General features: G+C 36.7%; 21 protein-coding genes. 11 read left to right on the forward strand and 10 right to left on the reverse strand.

Translation table 11 applies throughout. From position 1 onward, the window contains the following. On the forward strand, positions 1–230 hold a 230-nt coding region (locus tag VJJ26_03265), incomplete at its 5' end, for a hypothetical protein (GenBank protein ID HLC07182.1). Between the two features lie 82 nt (positions 231–312). Here VJJ26_03265 and VJJ26_03270 read toward each other — a convergent pair. After that, the gene (locus tag VJJ26_03270; GenBank protein ID HLC07183.1) at positions 313–444 is read right to left on the reverse strand and encodes a hypothetical protein; all 132 of its coding nucleotides are present in this window, start codon (positions 442–444) and stop codon (positions 313–315) included. A gap of 28 nt (positions 445–472) precedes the next feature. On the opposite strand from VJJ26_03270, the gene upp reads away from it, so the two are divergent. Then, entirely contained in the window at positions 473–1,060 is a 588-nt protein-coding gene (gene upp, locus VJJ26_03275; protein HLC07184.1) for a uracil phosphoribosyltransferase, read from the forward strand. 12 nt (positions 1,061–1,072) lie between these two features. Here upp and uppS read toward each other — a convergent pair whose 3' ends face one another. Next, positions 1,073–1,762 carry a polyprenyl diphosphate synthase gene (gene uppS / locus VJJ26_03280; protein ID HLC07185.1) on the reverse strand — a complete coding sequence of 230 codons (690 nt, stop codon included), beginning with the start codon at positions 1,760–1,762 and terminating at the stop codon, positions 1,073–1,075. Then, positions 1,756–2,463 (reverse strand): hypothetical protein, encoded by a 708-nt coding sequence (locus VJJ26_03285; GenBank protein HLC07186.1) that lies wholly within the window; start codon positions 2,461–2,463, stop codon positions 1,756–1,758. Before VJJ26_03285 ends, uppS begins: the two co-directional genes overlap by 7 nt. Before the next feature lie 199 nt (positions 2,464–2,662). Between VJJ26_03285 and VJJ26_03290 the strand changes: the two genes are divergently transcribed. Continuing rightward, complete coding sequence (locus tag VJJ26_03290) at positions 2,663–3,634, forward strand: hypothetical protein (GenBank protein HLC07187.1); 972 nt, start codon at positions 2,663–2,665, stop codon at positions 3,632–3,634. A gap of 17 nt (positions 3,635–3,651) precedes the next feature. Here the strand turns inward: VJJ26_03290 and VJJ26_03295 are convergent, their stop codons facing one another. Further along, positions 3,652–4,311 carry a TIGR00730 family Rossman fold protein gene (locus tag VJJ26_03295; protein HLC07188.1) on the reverse strand — a complete coding sequence of 220 codons (660 nt, stop codon included), beginning with the start codon at positions 4,309–4,311 and terminating at the stop codon, positions 3,652–3,654. A 129-nt stretch (positions 4,312–4,440) separates the two neighbouring features. On the opposite strand from VJJ26_03295, the gene VJJ26_03300 reads away from it, so the two are divergent. Then, a complete protein-coding gene (locus VJJ26_03300; protein HLC07189.1) occupies positions 4,441–5,367 on the forward strand; it encodes a hypothetical protein in 927 nt (308 codons plus the stop codon). Positions 5,368–5,424: 57 nt separating this feature from the next. On the opposite strand, the gene VJJ26_03305 is transcribed toward VJJ26_03300, so the two are convergent. Then, a complete protein-coding gene (locus VJJ26_03305; protein ID HLC07190.1) occupies positions 5,425–6,084 on the reverse strand; it encodes a hypothetical protein in 660 nt (219 codons plus the stop codon). Positions 6,085–6,347: 263 nt separating this feature from the next. Between VJJ26_03305 and VJJ26_03310 the strand changes: the two genes are divergently transcribed. Together VJJ26_03310 and rsmA are read left to right on the forward strand one after the other, a co-directional pair. Further along, positions 6,348–7,793, forward strand: coding sequence for a hypothetical protein (locus VJJ26_03310; protein ID HLC07191.1), 1,446 nt, complete (start codon positions 6,348–6,350; stop codon positions 7,791–7,793). 195 nt (positions 7,794–7,988) lie between these two features. Beyond that, a complete protein-coding gene (gene rsmA, locus VJJ26_03315; protein HLC07192.1) occupies positions 7,989–8,768 on the forward strand; it encodes a 16S rRNA (adenine(1518)-N(6)/adenine(1519)-N(6))-dimethyltransferase RsmA in 780 nt (259 codons plus the stop codon). On the opposite strand, the gene VJJ26_03320 is transcribed toward rsmA, so the two are convergent. The 3 genes from VJJ26_03320 to VJJ26_03330 all read right to left on the reverse strand — a co-directional run bounded on the left by VJJ26_03320 (position 8,765) and on the right by VJJ26_03330 (position 11,562). Beyond that, positions 8,765–9,199, reverse strand: a complete 435-nt coding sequence (locus VJJ26_03320; GenBank protein ID HLC07193.1) for a hypothetical protein — start codon at positions 9,197–9,199, stop codon at positions 8,765–8,767. The two genes, rsmA and VJJ26_03320, sit on opposite strands and share 4 nt — an antisense overlap. Positions 9,200–9,210: 11 nt before the next feature. Then, positions 9,211–10,251: a rod shape-determining protein gene (locus VJJ26_03325; protein HLC07194.1), complete on the reverse strand. Its 1,041-nt coding sequence runs from the start codon at positions 10,249–10,251 to the stop codon at positions 9,211–9,213. A gap of 84 nt (positions 10,252–10,335) precedes the next feature. Beyond that, entirely contained in the window at positions 10,336–11,562 is a 1,227-nt protein-coding gene (locus VJJ26_03330; GenBank protein HLC07195.1) for a hypothetical protein, read from the reverse strand. A 233-nt stretch (positions 11,563–11,795) separates the two neighbouring features. On the opposite strand from VJJ26_03330, the gene glmU reads away from it, so the two are divergent. The 3 genes from glmU to VJJ26_03345 all read left to right on the forward strand — a co-directional run bounded on the left by glmU (position 11,796) and on the right by VJJ26_03345 (position 15,532). Next, complete coding sequence (glmU, locus tag VJJ26_03335; GenBank protein HLC07196.1) at positions 11,796–13,373, forward strand: bifunctional UDP-N-acetylglucosamine diphosphorylase/glucosamine-1-phosphate N-acetyltransferase GlmU; 1,578 nt, start codon at positions 11,796–11,798, stop codon at positions 13,371–13,373. A gap of 65 nt (positions 13,374–13,438) precedes the next feature. Beyond that, on the forward strand, positions 13,439–14,692 hold the full coding sequence (gene sbcD / locus VJJ26_03340) for an exonuclease subunit SbcD (protein HLC07197.1): 1,254 nt from the start codon (positions 13,439–13,441) through the stop codon (positions 14,690–14,692). 24 nt (positions 14,693–14,716) lie between these two features. Then, positions 14,717–15,532 carry a hypothetical protein gene (locus VJJ26_03345; GenBank protein ID HLC07198.1) on the forward strand — a complete coding sequence of 272 codons (816 nt, stop codon included), beginning with the start codon at positions 14,717–14,719 and terminating at the stop codon, positions 15,530–15,532. Here the strand turns inward: VJJ26_03345 and VJJ26_03350 are convergent. Both VJJ26_03350 and VJJ26_03355 read right to left on the reverse strand, forming a co-directional pair. Then, positions 15,504–16,403, reverse strand: a complete 900-nt coding sequence (locus tag VJJ26_03350) for a hypothetical protein (protein HLC07199.1) — start codon at positions 16,401–16,403, stop codon at positions 15,504–15,506. The two genes, VJJ26_03345 and VJJ26_03350, sit on opposite strands and share 29 nt — an antisense overlap. A 363-nt stretch (positions 16,404–16,766) precedes the next feature. Next, positions 16,767–17,795, reverse strand: coding sequence for a peptidyl-prolyl cis-trans isomerase (locus tag VJJ26_03355; GenBank protein ID HLC07200.1), 1,029 nt, complete (start codon positions 17,793–17,795; stop codon positions 16,767–16,769). Between the two features lie 259 nt (positions 17,796–18,054). Here VJJ26_03355 and VJJ26_03360 point away from each other — a divergent pair, with 259 nt between their 5' ends. Both VJJ26_03360 and VJJ26_03365 read left to right on the forward strand, forming a co-directional pair. Further along, a complete protein-coding gene (locus VJJ26_03360) occupies positions 18,055–19,368 on the forward strand; it encodes a hypothetical protein (protein ID HLC07201.1) in 1,314 nt (437 codons plus the stop codon). 71 nt (positions 19,369–19,439) lie between these two features. Next, on the forward strand, positions 19,440–19,829 hold a 390-nt coding region (locus VJJ26_03365; protein HLC07202.1), incomplete at its 3' end, for a hypothetical protein.

A 19,829-nucleotide genomic window follows, 5' to 3' on the forward strand; every position in this document is an offset into this window, starting at 1 on the left:
AAGTAAATCCAAATCAATCTGTTCTCGGTGAGCTAACGCCACTCATATATAGCGTTATTTTAAGAAACTTGCCAGGAGTAAAAATACTACTCGAAGCTGGCGCAGATCCTGAACTTGCTGGTAGCAGTGGTATGACACCCCTTGGCGCTGCAAATATATTCGGTGAAGAACAAATTCATGCATTTATTATGAGTATCATTCAAATAAATAAAAAACATCTCAAAAAATAACGTATATTTAATAAAATTAACAAATAAGCATAGCTCTTTTGCATTTTTTACTGTATCTTCTTCACAAAAAACAACCCCTATTTTACGAAGGAGCTTCTATGCACACATCTTTTGCGCGCCTGCGCATGAATAGCATCATCTTTGCTTGCAGCTTGTTATCTATAAGTAACTGTTGTGCGACAACAAACCGTTTTCCTATCGTCAAATGTTCCACAACACTAAGCACCTTCGAACGCGTATCAATGACACAATTGAGAGATATAAACAGTTCGCAAGAACAATTTCGTAAGGCTGCCACAGACCTGATTGTATCTCTTGTCATAAATGTATTTGAATGTCTGAACACAATAACAGTAGAAATCGATACTCCCGTGGCACACTGTCAAGGAGAAGTATTAAGTGATACTATAGAACTTGTTTCTGTGATGCGTTCTGGTGACGTTCCTTTACAAATTTTTAGCCAATATTTTCCCAATGCGCCAATTAATAAAATTTTAATTCAACGTAACGAGGAAACAGCAGAACCTGTATTCAAATACATGAAACTCTCACCAACACTTACTCACGCAACAAAGGTCATTGTAGTGGAACCTATGATTGCTACAAGTGGCACATTGCGATTGTTGATTAATCTGCTCAAAGAACATGGCGTAGCCGAGGAAAACATTATTATCGCTTCAATCTGTGCAGCTCCAGAGGGTCTTACAGTATTGAGCAGAGAATTTCCAAAAATCAGTGTTGTTGTCAACGTAATTGATGAACGCTTAAATGAAAAAAAATATATTTCTCCAGGAATTGGTGATTTCGGCGACCGCTATTTCGGAACGTAATAACAAAAACTCTTATTTCCCAAACATTTTGCGGCACTTATCATAATAGACAAGTGCCGATTCTAATTCTGTCACAGAAATATCTGGCCACATGCAATCAAGAAAATATAGTTCGCTATACGCACACTGAAAAAGGAGAAAATTACTCAACCGGTGTTGCTCACCAGTGCGAATAATTAAATCAGGTGATGGTGTACCGGATGTCCACAAAAATTGTTCAAAAAGATGTGGCGTAATATCAGTCAATTGTAAATCACCGTGTGCAACTTTACTCGCAATACGTTGCGCTGTATCGGCTATCTCTTGTCTTCCCCCATAACACAACAAAAAATTAACCTGCAGCGCTGTGCTGTGTGCAGTCTCTTGTTCAATTTTTTCGCACACTGGTTGCACACTTTTTGGAAACAATGCACGGTCTCCAACAAAACACATACGAATGTTTTTACGCTTAAATTCTGGCAATTCTTGCAATGCTTCCTGTGCAAGCACTTCAAATAAATATTGTTGCTCATCTTGTGAGCGTTGTAAATTTTCTGTAGAAAACGTGTAGAGAGAAAGATATGGTATTTGTTTTGTAAGACAAAAATCAATTACTAATTTTACCGCATCAAGCCCTTTTCTGTGCCCAAGAAAAGAGAGCAACCCTTGACGAGTTGCCCAACGACGATTGCCATCCATGATACATGCAAGATGTTTTAGCATTTTGTAGCAGGCACCGCTTGTTTTTTATCAACTTGCTCCATCGCATCAATTGTACCAAAAATAAAGGTAAGCACATGATGCGCAACAACCATACCAAGTGCAAATAATGTGCGTTCAAGTGCCACAATTGGCATAAGCGCCATCCACATCGGCACGATCATTGGAACGGTATAACACCAAATTACAGAACCAACTGCATGTGCCACAAACGTACTGCCAAGCGCTTGTAAAAAGAGTGATTTTCGGGGAACAAAATATAAAACAACCGGAATTAACCAATATAATGAATAGAAAAATGCCTGGGAACCAACTGGATGAGCCACAAAAAAGCCCATGCATGCAAGAGGCAGTAATAAACGAATGGTAAAAGCAAAAATCCGCTCGCCCTGAGTGCCCCGTAAGGGGCGTATCGAAGGGTTAATTGCAGCCCAATAAAGCGACGCACAAAAACCAGGAATACACATAGCCAAAAAGCTTAACGATACCGTTTTAAAGAAGACAAGATGCAGCAATTGCCGCATCAAAAAGACTAATCCAGCGCCGAATAACCCACCAAAAGCACCCGCCAATGGTAAAACACTGTTTACGCCAGAAAACCATATCATCTGAGAACCAAGCAAAAAACTTACTTTAATCAGACCAGAGAACTTTAAAAAAGTTAGATATGATGCTACTTTAAGAGAATTTGTCATTATTTTCATAACATTCACTCCATACAATTTAATGAATCAAAAGTAATAAAACTCAACCACCCTCTTGTATAACTATACCAGATCCATCAGGCAAAAAAAGGTGTCACACAAATATACCTTGAATATTGTGTAACTTACGTGTACATTTTACGAGCAATTATACTAAAAATCTATTATTCCCGATCAACGAATGGCCTACCAGGACATTATGAACAAAAAATTACTTGTAGTATCGCTTATTTTTTTTGCTTCACACACCAACGCAATGGATAAACCTTTGGTTTTACCTGAGGAAAAGTCAGTTAAAAAAAATAAACGCCTGTACGTATGCTCCTGTGTATGTAACTGCGCCAACAAAACAACAATTAACAACTCAGAAGATTGCTCATCAATATTTAAACCACAATTACCAACAGAATTAGTTAAACACATTATCATCAATGGTTCTGAGTCATTACAAGATGCTGCACAACTCACCAGTGTATTTGCTCAAATAAACAAAACATTACACAATTTACTCAACAATGATGCAATGTGTCTCAAACTTATAAAAAATCTATCCGCAAGCTTTAATAGCTCTAATGAAGAAGTTGCAGAAACACTGCAAATAAAATCTGCGAGAAACCGCTTTTATCTTCAGCACACTTTTCGCGGTAAATGTGAAAACTCGCCTTTTTGCGACAAGTACATATCCAATACTTTTGGTAACCTAAAAAAAGACGATGTATATTTAGATTTTACTTATGGAAAAAACCACTTAACTGCACTCATGTTCACGACTGCATATCCGAATGAGAATGAAAAAATAGCTAAATGGCTCATTGAAAATGGCGCAAATATTAATGCTTATACAAAAGATGACTTTCATACTTCTTACTATGCTGTGCAATGTCAACCTATTGTTCCACTTCTTTTAAAACACCCCGAATTTAGAATTAACCTGCGAGGTCAAAATGGAAATACTCCTCTTATCAATTTATTGCTACATATAAGTGCATGGAATCATGGTGATCAAACCGAAAAACTATATATCGCAACCCAACAACTGTTAGAAAGCGGTGCAGATCCTGAACTTGCAAATAATAAGGGAATGACTCCAGCTTATTATGCAAATTTAAAAACAGGGTACCCAAAATTTGCTCAACTTATTACAGATGCAATTGACAAAAAATACAAATGACAAAAAGCTATCAAAAATTAATCTATTTCACATTCTTCACGCACAAAGCAAAACGCTTTGTATGGATCATCAGTAATGCTGAATAATTTAATATGTTCAGGTTTTATTAAGTTATGTTTTAACATGTCATTGGTAATCCAATCCATAAAAGGTTGCCAATATTCTTTACCCACAAGAACAATTGGCACTTTTTTCATTTGTTGTGTTTGAATTAAAACGAGCACATCAGAAAGTTCATCGAGCGTTCCAAAACCACCAGGAAACACAATAAATCCACTTGAGTATTCTGTCAAAAGCCATTTGCGAGCAAAAAAGTAATCCATTTCAAAAAATTCTTGCACACATGAATTTTTATCTTCCAATCCACGTACACTAATGCCAATACTTGTTGTTACTGTACTCTTTCCTCCTTTTAACACAGCTCCACAGTTAGCAGCTTCCATAATTCCAGGTCCACCACCAGTTAAAACTGATATTCCTTGTTCAACTAACAATGCTGCAATGTGGTTTGCCTGATGAGCATATTTATCTGTCGGTTTTGTTTTTGAACTACCAAAAATTGAAATAATTGGATGTGGTAATTTTGACACTCGCCACGCGCCATAAATGATCTGAAAGAAAACACGCAAAAAATTCCAACTCAATGAAAAACACATTCTAATTCTTTGAAATATCATTTCAATCTCCCTTTTTTGTTCTACTCCATTTTTTTATGTTACATGCTTAATACAACTAAATTCAAAAATTAAACACAATCTCTATATAAGTAACATTTTCTGTGATATGTTTTTGCGAAAAGGATGAACATGAAAAAATTGATACTATTGAGTCTTATGGTAAGCGCTGCACACTGTCACGCGATGAAGCGACAACTTGTACACACGCAACAAGCATACAATCAGAAGCGAAGAAAAATTACGCCAGCACTACCAGTACTACCACAAGATATGTTGAAGATTGTTTTTAATATGGCTATCCATAATCTTGATACAAAAAAACCAAGAGAAGCTGCAAGAACAGTTCGTACTCTTGCGGTAACAAATAAAGCTTTAAACAAAAAAATTAATGCCCCTGATTTTAGTGACAATCTCATACATAAGCTTTCATTCCGATTTTCATGCTCTCATGAAAGTATTGCTCGTTTTCTTGCCACAAAACAGGCAAAGAAGCGCCTTAAACTACAATATGAACTAAAAAATTTGTGTAAAGATTCATCAAGTATGATTACCTCAAAAAGTCTCTATACTTTGATAGAAAAAAAAGTTGATTTAGATTTTACTTTTAATGATTGCGGGCTACAAAAAACTGCCCTAATGATCTCCATACATCGTAATACTTGGACATTCGTACTGCTACTTGAAAGCAATGCAAATATTAATACACGTAATAGTCATGGTATGACCTTACTACATTGTGCTGCAAGCTTACCTATACAACTTTCTGCACTAGAAAAGATTATTGCTCGACCCACCCTTCAAGTTGATCAACAAAACAACCGCGGAGAAACCGCACTCCTGTATTCTCTCAAAGATAGAAGAAAAACACATATAACCTATGATTTCATTCGCTTTATTAGCCAATTGCTTGAAAAAGCAGATCCTGAAATTGTTGATAAGCAAGGAGATTCGCCTCTCTTCATTGCAAAAGAACTGGACAATTATAGAATTATTGAATTGATTCATCAGGCAATTGAAAAAAAACACGCACAACCCAAACAAATTACTGCACAATAATGAAAAGGGGCAAATCTTTTATGATTTACCCCTTATTTTAACTCTGAGAAATATGTCTTATTTTTTTGTGAACAACTGGATTGATTTATCTACTTCAATAATATCAAAGTGACGAGACATACATTTACCTGTTTTTACAAGCTCAATTATTGAAGTCACTATACCACCAGTCTCCTTAAGTAGGCCATCGATAGAATTCCCTGACAATTCCGCTGCTTTTTCCGCCGTATTTGCAACACCTGTTGCTAATTTTTCCGCGGCTTCGCTGATTTTGTCATCAAAGTCTCCCCATGCTTCATCCTTTACAAAGGTAACTTTTGGTTCACGAATTGGTTGTCGTCCTAAAGCGAAGAACCATGGACCTCTTGCATCAATTGCTTGGGTAATTTTGCTATCATCAAAGAATTTAGTATTACGTGTATCTCTTGGCAATTGCCCAGACTTTGTTCCAGGGAAATTCACTGAAACATTAGGATTGTATTGTCCAATTACGATACTTGATAAACAAAAACCTGCTCGAGCGTTACCCCATCCCCAATCAAATGAAGTACGTCTTCCAGGCTGTACTATATTGAAAAATTCTGCGTCAGTTCCCTGTAATACGAGCTTAATAACTAACGTCTTGTTAGTTACGTTGGTAAAGCCCCATGTGTACGCAAGCGCTGAGCTACCAGTGCTTAATAGCGCAAACACCGCTAGTGCCTTCATAAACTTCATACCGTCTCCTTTTTTTATAAAAAACAATTAGTTTATCATCTCTAATTAGAATACTGACAAAACCAACAACAATTTGTCAATAATTTGATTAAAAATCTTTTGTATTTATAAACTATTTGAATATATAGGGCACGTATGGTATAATTACTCGTAGAAGTACGTACTAGAAGAAAAAATGGGGAATTTTTAATAAAAAGACTCTAAGATTCAACGTTTTTTGTTATACTTAATGCTTTAAAAGCAGTTTTTTATAGGAATTATTAATGAGAAACAACAATGGACGGGTAAAAACTATTTTTTATCTCTGCTGCATATCAGCGCTCCTGGTCAATAGTTGCTTTATTAATGCCGCCAAAAAACGTAAAAAAATAAAAGATTTTTATGCTTCCATGCACAATGATCCACAGCCATTCGACACAGCAGAAACGGGCAAAGAGACGTGGATAACCATCTTTGTTCATGGGATTATGAGCATCCAGCCGCACTTAACCATACAAAACGTGATGCGCTTTGTGCGTGACGATGTACAGCACACTATTTACTCAAAAACCGTGGAATACATGCGTTTAGACCCTTATTTCTATATTAATCAGGCAATGCAAGAATTTGGCCTCAGAAAGATTGATATTGATGACTTACAACCGGGCCATGCAGCCAGTGCAATCGCGCATATGTATGACGATGTAACGAAGCTTGTTTCACCGTATACTACCAACCATTACTATACATTTGGCTGGTCGGGACTATTAAGCCCTACAACACGATACAATGATTCAATTAAACTCCTAGAGGGGCTTACCAGAGAACTCAAAGAAAAATATTGGAATCTTGGTATTTTCCCCAAAATCCGCCTTATTGGGTATAGTCACGGTGGTAATGTATGCCTTAACTTTGCTGCCGCACGCCAAAACACCGACCCGCAATCTTCTATTTCTGTTGATGAGCTCATATTGATAGGTGTACCGATACAGACCGAAACCGATTATTTAGCAAATGACCCGGTATTTAAAAAAATATATCACTTTTTTTCCCAAAGAGACCGCATACAACGAATAGATTTCTTCTCTTTTAACCGAATATTTTCACGCCGTCAGTTCAAAAATAGTAATAATTTTAGGGTTCCAAAAAAATTAATGCAGATCGATATGAAGTTTACGCGTAGCTCTCGCACAAAACACGATAGTCCAAAGCGACGTGCCGCGTGCGTTGATTTTAGTAAACCAAGCATTGTTTCAGGGAAATCCCGCTTACTACGAGATTGCTCTCCTGGTCATCTTGAATTCTGGTTTTTTGGCTGGTCGCCAAAACATTACCGTGAAAGTTTTGTTTTGCATCCACTTCCTGCCTTTATCACCATCCCTTACATCTTGCATTATATCAAGCAAGTACGAAATGATATTGTTACCCCATACCCAGTTATTGTTGATATACGACCAGAATTTGACGTGATGCTCATCAAGCAACGTAAAAACAATAACTTTACTCATATCTTCCCGTTTTTATCGCACAAAGAAATAGATAAGCTTAGTTTTATTGCGCACAAAGTAGCTGTTGATAGTTCATTCGAAGAAGAATACCCAACTCGTGTTAGAGAAGCATTTGACAAGGCAAAAGAATATTACAAAGTATATGATGATCGTAAATCAAGAAGTGGATCATATAAACGTAACCGCCGTATGCGCAAACGTGACTTGACGGTCAGTGAGTAAATTCCGCTAATCCGTTCGCCCTGAGTGTTTTTTGCTTCAAAAAAAGTATCGAAGGGTGTATCATTAAGTAAATCGATTCTTTTATTAATTTTTTCAATTAATGTACCATTTACCCTTCGATACGCCCCTTTGGGGCACCCAGGGCGAACGGATTTTGGTTTTTTCGATAATTTTTACATAAGGTCTAAAAATTCCGTGGCATATTCACAAGGCATTCCTTTAAAAAAACAATTCGGTCAGCATTTCTTGCGTGATATACGCATTGTGCACAACATGATTTTTGCGGTTGAAATAAAACCAACAACATCAATTTTTGAAATTGGTTGTGGTGATGGATTTTTGACCAAATATATTTTAGCAACACCGGCAGCACGATTAAAGATATTCGAAATTGATCCAGACTGGGCACAGTACGTACAAGAAACATACCCCGATGAACGCATTTCAATGGTTCTTGATAACTTTCTTGATGTCGATTTACATGCGCAACTTGAAGAGTATAAACCATGGACAGTATTGGCCAATTTACCTTATCAAGTTACTTTTCCTATTTTGCACCGCTTTCAAGAACATAGACACTTGATCAAAGAAGGTGTTGTTATGATTCAGGAAGAAGTTGCACAAAAAATAGTACAAAAAAGAGGTCGTGGATATGGGTATCCAGCACTTTTTTTTCAGCATTATTTTGAGTGGAAATTATTGGATAAAGTTCCACCAACTTCATTCCACCCTGCACCAAAAGTTTTTTCTCGTCTTATTTATTTTAAACCACATGCACAAATTACACCCATTCCTGATGAAGAAAAGTTTTGGAAGTTCATTAAACATTGTTTTAAACAACCACGACGAACATTAAAAAATAATTTGGCACACACACACTATGCAGCAGAAAAAATTAATCCCGAAACACTGGTATTGCGAGCGCAGGAAATGGGCATGGAAGATTTTCTAAAGATTTGGGAATTAATTCGCTAGTGGTTAGCATTCCATTCTTTTACTGCTTCTTCCATTAATGTAATAAGTTCTGTGTGCCCTCTCCGTTGGGCCAACATTAATGGTGTTATTCCATTTTTATTCGCCAGAGTTGGATTTTCTCCTTTCTCTAGTAGCTTTTTTGCTTTATCGCAAATCCTTTTTAATCCTCTCCCATGAGTATCAAAACCTTCAAAACAATAATAAAAACGATTAGTTCGAGCTAACACAGAAAGAAGATTTGATGCTTCTTGCAAAGAAGAACATGCTGAAAAAATTGATGTCATACCAAAATACGGTTTTTTAGCGAGCGCACAAATCGGTAAATAAAAAACTTCTTTTTTCTTTTTAAGCTCTCCCTGCTTATAAAGCATCGGATATGCGCAACTTGCGCACAGACTCGCAATCAGTACTGCCACTTTGAGCTTATTCACAGCTGCTTCTCCTACTCCATCAACGCATCTTGGAAAAAATCTAAATCTTCAATCACTTTACCAGCACCTTTTACAACACAAAACAATGGATCTTCTGCAACCTGAACCGGTAAACCAGTTTCTTTTGAAATAAGTTTATCAAGGCCACGCAGTAATGATCCACCGCCCGCCATAGTAATACCACTCATCACCAAATCAGATGATAGTTCTGGTGGAGTGTGTTCTAATACCTCACGTACTGCTCCAATAATACTTGCGATAGTTTCAAGCAACGCTTCATTAACTTCAGGAGCTGAAAGTACAACAGTTTTTGGTACACCTGTTACCAAATCTCTTCCTTTTACTGCCATGCTATTTTTGTGGAAATCACCTTCAAGCAATGCTGAACCAATTTCCATTTTTACTTGTTCTGCAGTGCGCTCACCAATTAAAAGATTATATTTACGTTTTACATACTGAACAATTGCAACATCCATTTCATCGCCACCAACACGCACAGAACGACAAAAGACAATAGATTTTAATGAAATAATTGCAACTTCAGTAGTCCCACCACCAATATCAACAATCATATTTCCGGACGGTTCTTGTACCGGAAGACCTGCACCAATTGCAGCTGCCATTGGTTCCATAATAGTACGCACCATACGCGCGCCTGCTTCTTTGGCAGATTCTTCAATTGCTCTGCGCTCAACTTGCGTAATACCTGATGGTACTCCAATAATCATACGTGGTCGTGCTCTAAAAAAAGAACTACGACCTTCGTGTATTGCACTAATAAAATAACGCAACATACTTTCTGTTAATTCATAATCTGCTATAACACCATCGCGCATAGGGCGACTTGCAACGATATTTTCTGGTGTTTTACCTAACATTTCTTTTGCTCGTGTTCCAGCAGCAAGCACATTTTTAGTATGCAAACGTACTGCAACTACTGATGGTTCATTTAAAATGATCCCTTTACCACGAACATAAATCACCGTGTTTGCTGTTCCCAAATCAATTGCTATATCATTAGAAAAGAAATTAAATAATTTGCGCGCCGGCATGAACTTCATAAACTATTCCTTATTTAAACCCCATGCTTTATTACATTGCGCATGGGAATCCCAATTAAGATTACATTTGGGATACTAATACGCTAACTCGACACCCAACGATACCTTGTTTGTCTTTGCAACATTATGTGATACAAAAAGCATCGCTGGAACATCCCACCTAAAGAAAAGAATTGGGTCTATAGGATGTTTTGTTTTCTGTTTACCAAAATCATAGAAGATATCAATGGTAAAATAATCAGACCCCCATTTCGATGTTTTAATCACCTGCGACAAATCTACAGGAAATTGTGGATCCTTGCGACGATCACACCACGTATCACGCCAATGCGATGTCAGTGTATAGTGAATTCCCACACCAAGACCTCCACGCATATTTTCTAAAACAAAGTACGGAGAAAATGCTAAGGTTGGTCCAGGATTAATATGTGCTTTGCCAATAATTGGTCCAAAAATATATGGCTCGCTTGCCACCATAGGCATGCGAGCTAAAGTTGTACGAGCAAATCGTTTACTTATTTGCAGTAAAAAACCAACCTTAATGTCTTCTTTCAGTTCAAACAATGCATCACCTTTGACGTACATACCACCAAAACCATTTCCACCATAAGGAATTGATGCTGCATTACACAAAACTGTTTTGACACCGGTTGGTATATATCCACCAATAGATAATCCAGCCCAAATTTTGCGACACTTCAATGTGTAGTCCCACACGTTACCACCACGAACAAACAAATCAATATCGCCAATACCATGCTGTGCTGAGTTATTTTGAATCAGTCCAATTTCTTCAAATGCAATTCGACGTGATCGTTCGATCTCATTGAAATCACCCGGTTTTAAATTTCTCACCTTTTCCAAATCCAACTCAAACGTTTGACGCGAATTTGTTTTTAAAAAAAGTAATTCAGCTCCAAAGGCAAAATGCTTACCAAGACTTTGATAATAACGCATAGCAAAACCTTCGCCTTGGATACGTCCATTCACTGCAAAGGGAAGTTCTCGTCCTAATAAATCTGAACGCAAAGGACTTTTACCAGTAATTTCTAACAAGGATGTTGCTAGCGTATTTAAATCAAATATTCCGAATAATTCTGGAATACCAACCGTTTTTTCATCCCGCGCAAATGCCTCACTCGCTGTTATCGCTACAAAATCAAATTCATACGAGGAAGGTAAGTCCTCGACAAAAAATTGTTGTGGTAAAAATAAAGGAATAAATCGATTATCATATATTTCTGCGTAAACCAACTGAGACATACACAAAAGAACAATTAATAAAGAAATTTTTTTCGACATTGAACTACCCTGCTCTATACTGTTTGTCGAATCTTAATTAGTGCCAAATTAACCTCTTGTACTATAATATCTCATTTTCCTTTTTTTTAAAGCATGAAACTTCCTTTTTTGTTGCATATACTCGCTCATTTAATTTATCCAGGTTAGCGTATAATTGACGTGAAAAATCCGTGAAAACATGCTACACTCTTGCAGCCACTTTTATAACGATAAAAACTAAAAAAAGGTGTCTCATGAAAATTACATACTATGTATGTGCAATCGTTTCATTGATTATTACTACTACAGTACATGCTTATAAAAATTTTAATAATTTAGAAAAATTTTCAGAAAGGAACGCAATGAATCCATCCATTCAGGCGATTATTTTAGCTGCAGGCAAATCAACTCGTTTTCATACAGAAAAAACAAAACTTGCTGAAACGATTTGTGGTCAAACAATGATCCTTTTTCCAACAAAGCTCCTTGCTGAACTAAAAATTCCCACTACTGTTGTTGTGGGCTACCAAAAAGAAATCATACAAAATATCATTACTACAGAACATGGTGATATAATTGATTTTGTAGTGCAAGAAAAACAAAATGGTACCGGACATGCCCTCGCTTGTACAAAACAGCTGTGGGAAAAAGAACATATTCTTGTCATGAATGGCGATGTCCCCCTTGTAACCCCAGAAACAATAGCCTCTCTCTGCGAAGAACATCTACAAAGTAATGCTGCAATCAGCTTTGTAACATCATGTAATCCTGATGAAACAGGAAAATCATATGGCAGAATAGTAGAAACAACTCATAGCATCGCTATTGTTGAAGCAAAAGATTTTACCGGCGACGCTCATGAACACTGTTGTATTAATGCAGGTATTTACCTCATTAATACAAATTTTTTACAAAATTATATCGCAACACTTGATGATAACAACGCGAATAAAGAATTTTATATAACTGACCTTGTCAAAATCGCAAGCGAAAATAACCTTGTTGTTGCTACTACTAAAGCACCCTTTGATACAATTCGCGGTATCAATACATTCCAAGAACTATGGGCAGTAGAACAAATAAAACGTTCTGAACTTATTAAATATTGGATGGATCAGGGAGTACGTTTTTCACTACCACATCATGTTCATCTTGATCTGAATGTTACCATTGGACAAGGATCATACATCGGTGGTGGTGTTCACCTGCGTGGAAATACCGTCGTTGGGAAAGATTGCATAATCCAAGAATTTTCTTCTTTAGAAAATGTTATCATCGAAGACAATGTCACTATTCATTCTTGCTGTATCATCAACAATACATACATTCAATCGGGCGCGCATGTTGGACCGTTTGCACATTTACGATCAAACGTTACCATTGGTGCAAACAGCGCTATTGGAAATTTTGTTGAAGTTAAAAATAGTACCATTGGCGTAAACACAAAAGCAAAACACCTGACATACATCGGAGATGCCACCATTGGTTCACAGGTGAATATTGGGGCAGGAACAATCACATGTAATTACGATGGAGTGAACAAACATAAAACAATAATCGAAGACCACGCATTTATTGGAAGTAATAATACTCTTGTTGCACCAATAACTATTGGACACAATACATTTACTGCTGCTGGCTCAACACTCACAGCAGATGTTCCAGACAACGCTTTAGCTATTGCACGAGCGCATCAAACAAACAAATATGATTATGCAAAAAAATTAAAAAATAAATCTATCGGACAAAAAATAATATCCGATAAACTAGATGATTTTTCGTTTCTTGGAGCTCGCCTTATACACCCTGATAATTCAGCAGATGAGCAATGATTTAACCCCATCTACACGGGGACCCATATAAGAAAAATTTTTATGTCACCCTTAGGATCACCAATATGACACATGCTATACGATTTATTCATACTGCAGACATCCATTTTGGTATGGAAAATTATGGAAAAATTGATGCCAAAACAGGGATACATACACGCCTTCTTGATTTTGAAAAAGCGCTCAATTATTGCATTGATGTTGCAATAAAAGAATCTGTCGATTTCTTTTTATTTGCAGGCGATGCATATAAAACACACAACCCAAGTCAAACACAACAAAAATTGCTATTCAAATGTTTTTTACGTCTTTATAAAGCAAGCATTCCTATTGTGATTGTCATCGGAAACCATGATCATCCCCTCAGTTTTGGTAAAGCACATGCACTTGATATGCTTGGCGAAATACCGCTTGAAGGTTTTCATGTTTTTTCAAAACCTGGCACAATCACGTTACACACAAAAAATGGTCCGATCACCATTGTTGGTGTTCCTTGGCCCACTCGCAACACCATCGCAATTGCTGATAAACATTTGGATAAATCGAATTCACAATTAACAGAATATATTTCAAAAGCAGTTGCTCATATTATCAGCGATCATGCACAAAAAATTGATCAGACTATTCCTGCAGTACTTGCAAGCCACATTACGGTAAGCACGGGAATATTTTCTGGATCAGAAAAACGAGCAATCTATGGAAATGATCCCATGCTTATGCCTTCACAATTGGCACTGGCACCATTTGATTATGTTGCACTGGGACATTTACACCGACATCAAAACCTTAACCCTTCTGGATATCCTGCGGTTGTTTACTCCGGATCAATTGAGCGAATTGATTTTGGTGAACGTAAAGAAGAAAAAGGCTTTTGTTTAGTAAGTATCCCTGAAAAGGGAAAAGCAACGTATGAATTTATTCCTGGACCTAGTCGACCATTCGTCCAAATTGAGGTGAATCTTATTCCAGGAACTCCACAAACTGATCAAATTATTGATGCAATTAAAAAACATGATCTACGCGATGCAATTGTTAAAATTATTTATCATGTACCTGCAGGGAAAAAAGATTTAGTTGATTTGAGAATTGTTGAATATGCCTGCCAAGAAGCGCTTGATTTAATTGGTGTTATTCCTGTGCATAGTTTTGAAGCCCGAGAAAAACGCAGTTGTGCATTGAAGGTGAATATGGATCTTCCGGAATTACTTGGCAGTTATTTTGCAACAAAACCTGAATTGAACAATAAGCGAGATGATTTGATTAAAAAAGCTCTTATCCTTTGGCAAGATCACCTTGATCAACAGGAAGAACACAATTAAAAAATAAAAACAACGAGAATATGTATGAAAGAAGTAAAAAAAATCGCAGCTCTGTTGTGCATACTTATGAGCGCGATCGTGTTACCAAATCATACAATGTGGAAAAAAGGAATAGTCCAACGTTACCACGATTTAAGAAAAGATATCATTGATCATTTCTACTGCGTTAAGTGCTTATCTGAATCAACATATTTTTTATCGCTTTTGGCTAAACAAGATTATTGCTACCAACTATGCAATTGTATCAACCAAAAAGAATGTGTACAAATCGATTCAACAACTTTTTTTCATAAAAAAATAAAACTATGCATACAAAAAATGCATAGCCATCAATCGCTTAAACCAATACTTGTATTACTAGAAGATGCAAAAAAACGATACTACAACCAAGACAGACAATTTTTCCACGAACTCTTTGTGCTCATATTTACAGTACAGAAACAAATTCTTTTACGTGAACACAAAGAGAAAAAACAATCTCTGAAAAATACAACACTTTCTACCATTGTTGAGATTGGTGAAAAAATTAACAAGCTCCCCATTTCAGAAGTATTAAACGCTATAGACATGCTGGTGAGAGAACTACCACCATTTTTAGAAAAATATGAACTCAATTCAAAAATAACATGGAAAGAATGGCTCAAAAAATATTGGTGGGTACCGCCAATATTTGGCGCATGGTTTGGATTAAGAATATTATTGAGCTTTCAACGATCTCATTATTATTTTCCACCATACATGTCGCCAAGACCGGGACATCCAATTACAAGCAACGATCCCGCATGGGCAATTATTGAACAAGAATCACACTTTAGAGATACACAACCGAACAATTCTTAGAAAGCAATGCACGATATTTTTCCATCAACTCTTCATACTTTGGTCGTCGCAAAATATCGACAATTTCTCGATACGAATCTTCTAAACTTCTTACGTGTTCTGGTGTTTTTTCGACTAACCTAAACAGCTCAAATCCATCATTTACTAAATGTGGCAATGATATTTTACCTGGTTCCATGGTATAAATAAACTGTTTGCTTTCTGCAACATCAGCATGATTAATGGTGAACGGTTCACTCCAGGCAATATTTGCAACGCCTTTTCCTGTCTGAGCATAGTTAACCAGAACTTTATATTGTTTATCAGATGATATTTTTTTGGACTGCGGCACAAATGCGCGCTCTATTGTATATGTTGCTTCTATTACCGTAGGATTATTTGTGTAATACTCTTCAACATCTCTACGCGGAACAATCAAATTTGAACGAATTTTGATATCTAACATAGTGTTTATCGTTTGCATCATCTGTAATTGCTGACGACCTTCTTCTATGGTGTATCCTGAAGACGTAAATATCTGTTCCAACTCTTTTTCTGATAAATTATGCTCGCGTTGAATTTGTGCAAGATATGCATCGATGGATTCTTCATCTTGTGGAAGATGGTGTTTTTTTGCATCGAGAAGTACTTCTCTTTCAAAAACAACTTCCTCTTTTGTGCGAAAACCACCACCAAGAGCGGGACGATCAATATCAGACTTAGTAATAATTTCTACTTCTTGCCCGTATACAACAACTTCAATCTGATCTAATAAAACAAAATTTGATGTATCCTCCTTCGCTAAAGCTTCGGCGGACACGTCAATTTCTGCTTTTTCTGCTACAAGAATTGAGGATGCAATTAAAAATAATATTATCATGCGCATTTTCATACTACTTCCACACTATATAAGTTTATTGTTTTGTAATCCCAAACCCGCTCGCCCTGCGCGCCCTCCATAGCTTTAGCGAAGGAGGGAGTGTCCTACGAAGCCTTGGCGAAGTAGGATGTATCGAAGGATACGCATATAAGTATAACCAATATTGCAACAAAAATCATTACTTCACTCTTGTATCATCCCGCGCTCGTCCTGAACTTGTTGAAGGATTGTATTCGAGCGCTCGAAGATACCCTTCAACAAGTTCAGGGTGAGCGCGCAGGAAAATTTATGCAAAAAAGCTTAAGTGATTTATACCGTATTATTTATAAAAAAAGAGGAGCGTATCGCTCCCCTTTTTTTAATCATGTATTGTATTTACGCAAGTCGTTTTTCTACCGCTTCTTTTTTATCTGGAGCAGTTGCAACTCCACCAGTTTGCAACCCAGCTTGTTCTTGTGGCATTTCTGGAGATTTGAAAAAGTCCTCATTCACTTCAACAGAATATTCTTTTTTCAATGCATCAATCTCTTTACCAAAAACTTCAACTCGTTTATTTTGTTCGAGTTGTTCTTTTAATCTATCTTTAATTTGTTCATACGGAATGTATTTTGGTTCTTCTTTTGCGGTAGCATTCACAACCCAGAACATTCCATTCACATCAAACACCTCAACTGATGGAGCTGTTCTAATCGCTGCAATCTTATCGCGCAATTGTTCGTCAATGCCAATGCTTTGATTGTTTACCAATTTAAAGTCTCTAATTTTTGCAGTAAGACCATCATCTTGAGCTACCTTCTTAAATCCACCTGGTGCGGTTTTTGCTCGTGTAGCAAACGTGCGTGCTGTTGCTGCATCTGCAAATTCAATACCAGTCGCTGCAACGCCACCTTGTGATATGGTTAAACCTTGTATTTTGTCTTTATTTGCTTCGTAGAAAGATCTTACTTCAGATTCAGGTACCGAAACAGCTTTTCGCTCACTGAAGAATTTTGAATTAAGCATACGCTCCATTGAATCACATAAATCTTTCAGTTCAGCTTGATATGCCGCTGTTTGATTAATGTTGTTGGCAACAATATATTCATCAACAATTTTCTGATTAATTAATCCTTCCAAAATATTACGATCAACTTCTTTAGAATCCATAAATGCTAAAGCTTGTCTAATTTGAGGATTTGCTTTTAAAAGTTTTTCTTTTTCTAGTTGTAAGCTATCGGTAGTAATTGCAGGCATTCCTTTCATCGTTACCAAAACCTCACCAGTCATCGGCGTTCTACCTTCTTGTGAGCTTCTGGTTTCTGTTGGGGCTTGATCACCCTTGAACATGTCAATACATCCCGGTAAAAAAGAAAGTGTTGCAACAACACCACCAACCAACATATTTTTATGAATTTTATTATTCATACCTACCCTTTATATATAAAAATCTATTATATTGTGATAATATTTTTTTATCCTACCACAGAATCGACATTTTACAATGATGAACCACAATGAAAAAAAAGAATAAAAAATATCTTTTATTTCTTTCAAACACGCGCTAAAATATCCAAAATGAACCCATTAAAAAAAAGGAGCCTATCACCACTCTCTACACACCCCCCAACAATCACATCTGCATAACGTTTATGATATTATTCAAACAAAAAGAAGGATTTTTCCGATGAAAAAAAATATCTTACTCGTTCAATCGCTACTCATTCTCCCTTTGATCTCATCTTCGATACTCTTAAGCATGGGCAAGCCAACCGTCTTGGGCACAGAAAACAAACTAACATATAGAGAAAAGCTCGAAACACCGATAAATAGAAGCAAAAGTTCCATCAAAAGAGAAAAAAAGAGACAAAAACAACAACAAGCACTTAAATCTTCAGCTGAAATTAGAGCAGAACCAAAAGTAACTGCAGAACCTACAGCAATTACTCAAACGGTGCAAATAACACCGATAGAAGTTGTAATGAACTCCGACATAGATCAAGAAATTTTACAGTTTCTCATTACAGAACAAGAAACTCAGATAGCTGAAGAGCTTACCAAAGAACTTAGTGATGTAATAAGGAAACTTGAGCAATTAGCTGGTAAAGAAGACCTCATCAAAATACTCGACGCACTTCCTGTTCTTCAGACCAAGGAAAAAGTTACTGAAGCACAAACAGCTCCAGTTGCTACAGAAACTGTTTATACAACTACTCCTGCAAATGAAGCAATCGAAACAGAAGCGGTTGTGGCAGATGATGTAATAGCAATGTTGGCACAATCAGTTATGTTACCACAAGAAACAAAAGATCTTGGATATCTTGAAAGTGCTAAAATCGGGTTTGCTAAAGCAACCGGCAGATTGCGCTACTTAATAATTTCCGCGCTTGTAAATGAATCTTTTGACGTAAAAAATGCTTTATTATTCGACCTACTCAATGATGCAGTTACAGAAGCTACTGCCAAAAATGATTTTGACTCTTTAGAAAAATTGGTAACATTATCTGAAACCGGTAAATATAAAGGTCTCATTAGAATATCTGATGCCACCGCACGTGCAGCATTTGAATCCTGCTGTACACATCACAAAACTCAGATAGATACAGCCAACCTCATTGTACAAAAAACTAATGACAGTAATGCTGTAGCATTCAATACTCAAACTGAATTTTTCAAAACCCAAGTAGTGCTTGCAATGGACATGTACCAACGAGAAGTGCAAAAAATAGCTGTTAACGGCGATAAATTCATAGATCAACAAAATGAAACCCTTAAAAAACAACGAGCATTGATCGCTACGTTAGGATGCTTGAATCAATCAATTAGAAAAGAAGCAAGTACATTCCTTACTCAAAACAGCGTTACCGTACCTAAAAATATAGTCACTGCAACACAAGAACCATCAGATCAACGCATTAAATCTATATTGAACAGAAGCAACATACCAACAATTGCAATAGCAGAAAAAAAACAAGACATCTTGCAAATCGACAACAAGTAAAACTTAAGGGAGGCCAGAATATTCTGGTCCCCCTTTTTATTATCTTAAATGCAACACCACTGGGAACTGTAATGAAAATAAATATCCTATTCATCCAAGCATTGCTTCTACTACCATTAACTGCACCAGCAAATCTATTTTGCATGGATGAGCCGGAAAGTACGAGCTCTTCTTCTGATTCAGCAAATCTATTTGAAAAATCGATTATCGTCCCTATGCCAAAGGAAGAAGGTTTAGGCCTTACAAGTTGGTTTTGGGATAAAGCACTTGGTGAGGAAAAGAATGTCCTTACTGCGTTGCAAGGAAAACAATTTGACCCAGGCCAAGGGGGTTGGAGACGTAAATTAGACAAAGCAGTTATAATATACTCTGTTACTAAGCCAAATGATGTAGCATTGACAGAAATGGTCGACATTTGTGCAACAACACATATCAATCAAATCCATCTAGATGAAAAGTCT

The sequence above is a fragment of the Candidatus Babeliales bacterium genome, assembly GCA_035288105.1.
GTDB lineage: Bacteria > Babelota > Babeliae > Babelales > Vermiphilaceae > SOIL31.

What these genes read in the sequence shown, in the direction of transcription:
- VJJ26_03355 (HLC07200.1), bottom strand. Translation starts at nt 17,795, where the DNA reads ATGAATAATAAAATTCATAAAAATATGTTGGTTGGTGGTGTTGTTGCA.
- VJJ26_03350 (HLC07199.1), bottom strand. Translation starts at nt 16,403, where the DNA reads ATGAAAATGCGCATGATAATATTATTTTTAATTGCATCCTCAATTCTT.
- VJJ26_03310 (HLC07191.1), top strand. Translation starts at nt 6,348, where the DNA reads ATGAGAAACAACAATGGACGGGTAAAAACTATTTTTTATCTCTGCTGC.
- glmU (HLC07196.1), top strand. Translation starts at nt 11,796, where the DNA reads ATGAAAATTACATACTATGTATGTGCAATCGTTTCATTGATTATTACT.
- upp (HLC07184.1), top strand. Translation starts at nt 473, where the DNA reads ATGACACAATTGAGAGATATAAACAGTTCGCAAGAACAATTTCGTAAG.
- VJJ26_03360 (HLC07201.1), top strand. Translation starts at nt 18,055, where the DNA reads ATGAAAAAAAATATCTTACTCGTTCAATCGCTACTCATTCTCCCTTTG.
- VJJ26_03300 (HLC07189.1), top strand. Translation starts at nt 4,441, where the DNA reads ATGAAAAAATTGATACTATTGAGTCTTATGGTAAGCGCTGCACACTGT.
- VJJ26_03290 (HLC07187.1), top strand. Translation starts at nt 2,663, where the DNA reads ATGAACAAAAAATTACTTGTAGTATCGCTTATTTTTTTTGCTTCACAC.
- VJJ26_03345 (HLC07198.1), top strand. Translation starts at nt 14,717, where the DNA reads ATGAAAGAAGTAAAAAAAATCGCAGCTCTGTTGTGCATACTTATGAGC.
- VJJ26_03305 (HLC07190.1), bottom strand. Translation starts at nt 6,084, where the DNA reads ATGAAGTTTATGAAGGCACTAGCGGTGTTTGCGCTATTAAGCACTGGT.
- VJJ26_03285 (HLC07186.1), bottom strand. Translation starts at nt 2,463, where the DNA reads ATGAAAATAATGACAAATTCTCTTAAAGTAGCATCATATCTAACTTTT.
- sbcD (HLC07197.1), top strand. Translation starts at nt 13,439, where the DNA reads ATGACACATGCTATACGATTTATTCATACTGCAGACATCCATTTTGGT.
- VJJ26_03330 (HLC07195.1), bottom strand. Translation starts at nt 11,562, where the DNA reads ATGTCGAAAAAAATTTCTTTATTAATTGTTCTTTTGTGTATGTCTCAG.
- uppS (HLC07185.1), bottom strand. Translation starts at nt 1,762, where the DNA reads ATGCTAAAACATCTTGCATGTATCATGGATGGCAATCGTCGTTGGGCA.
- VJJ26_03295 (HLC07188.1), bottom strand. Translation starts at nt 4,311, where the DNA reads ATGATATTTCAAAGAATTAGAATGTGTTTTTCATTGAGTTGGAATTTT.
- VJJ26_03325 (HLC07194.1), bottom strand. Translation starts at nt 10,251, where the DNA reads ATGCCGGCGCGCAAATTATTTAATTTCTTTTCTAATGATATAGCAATT.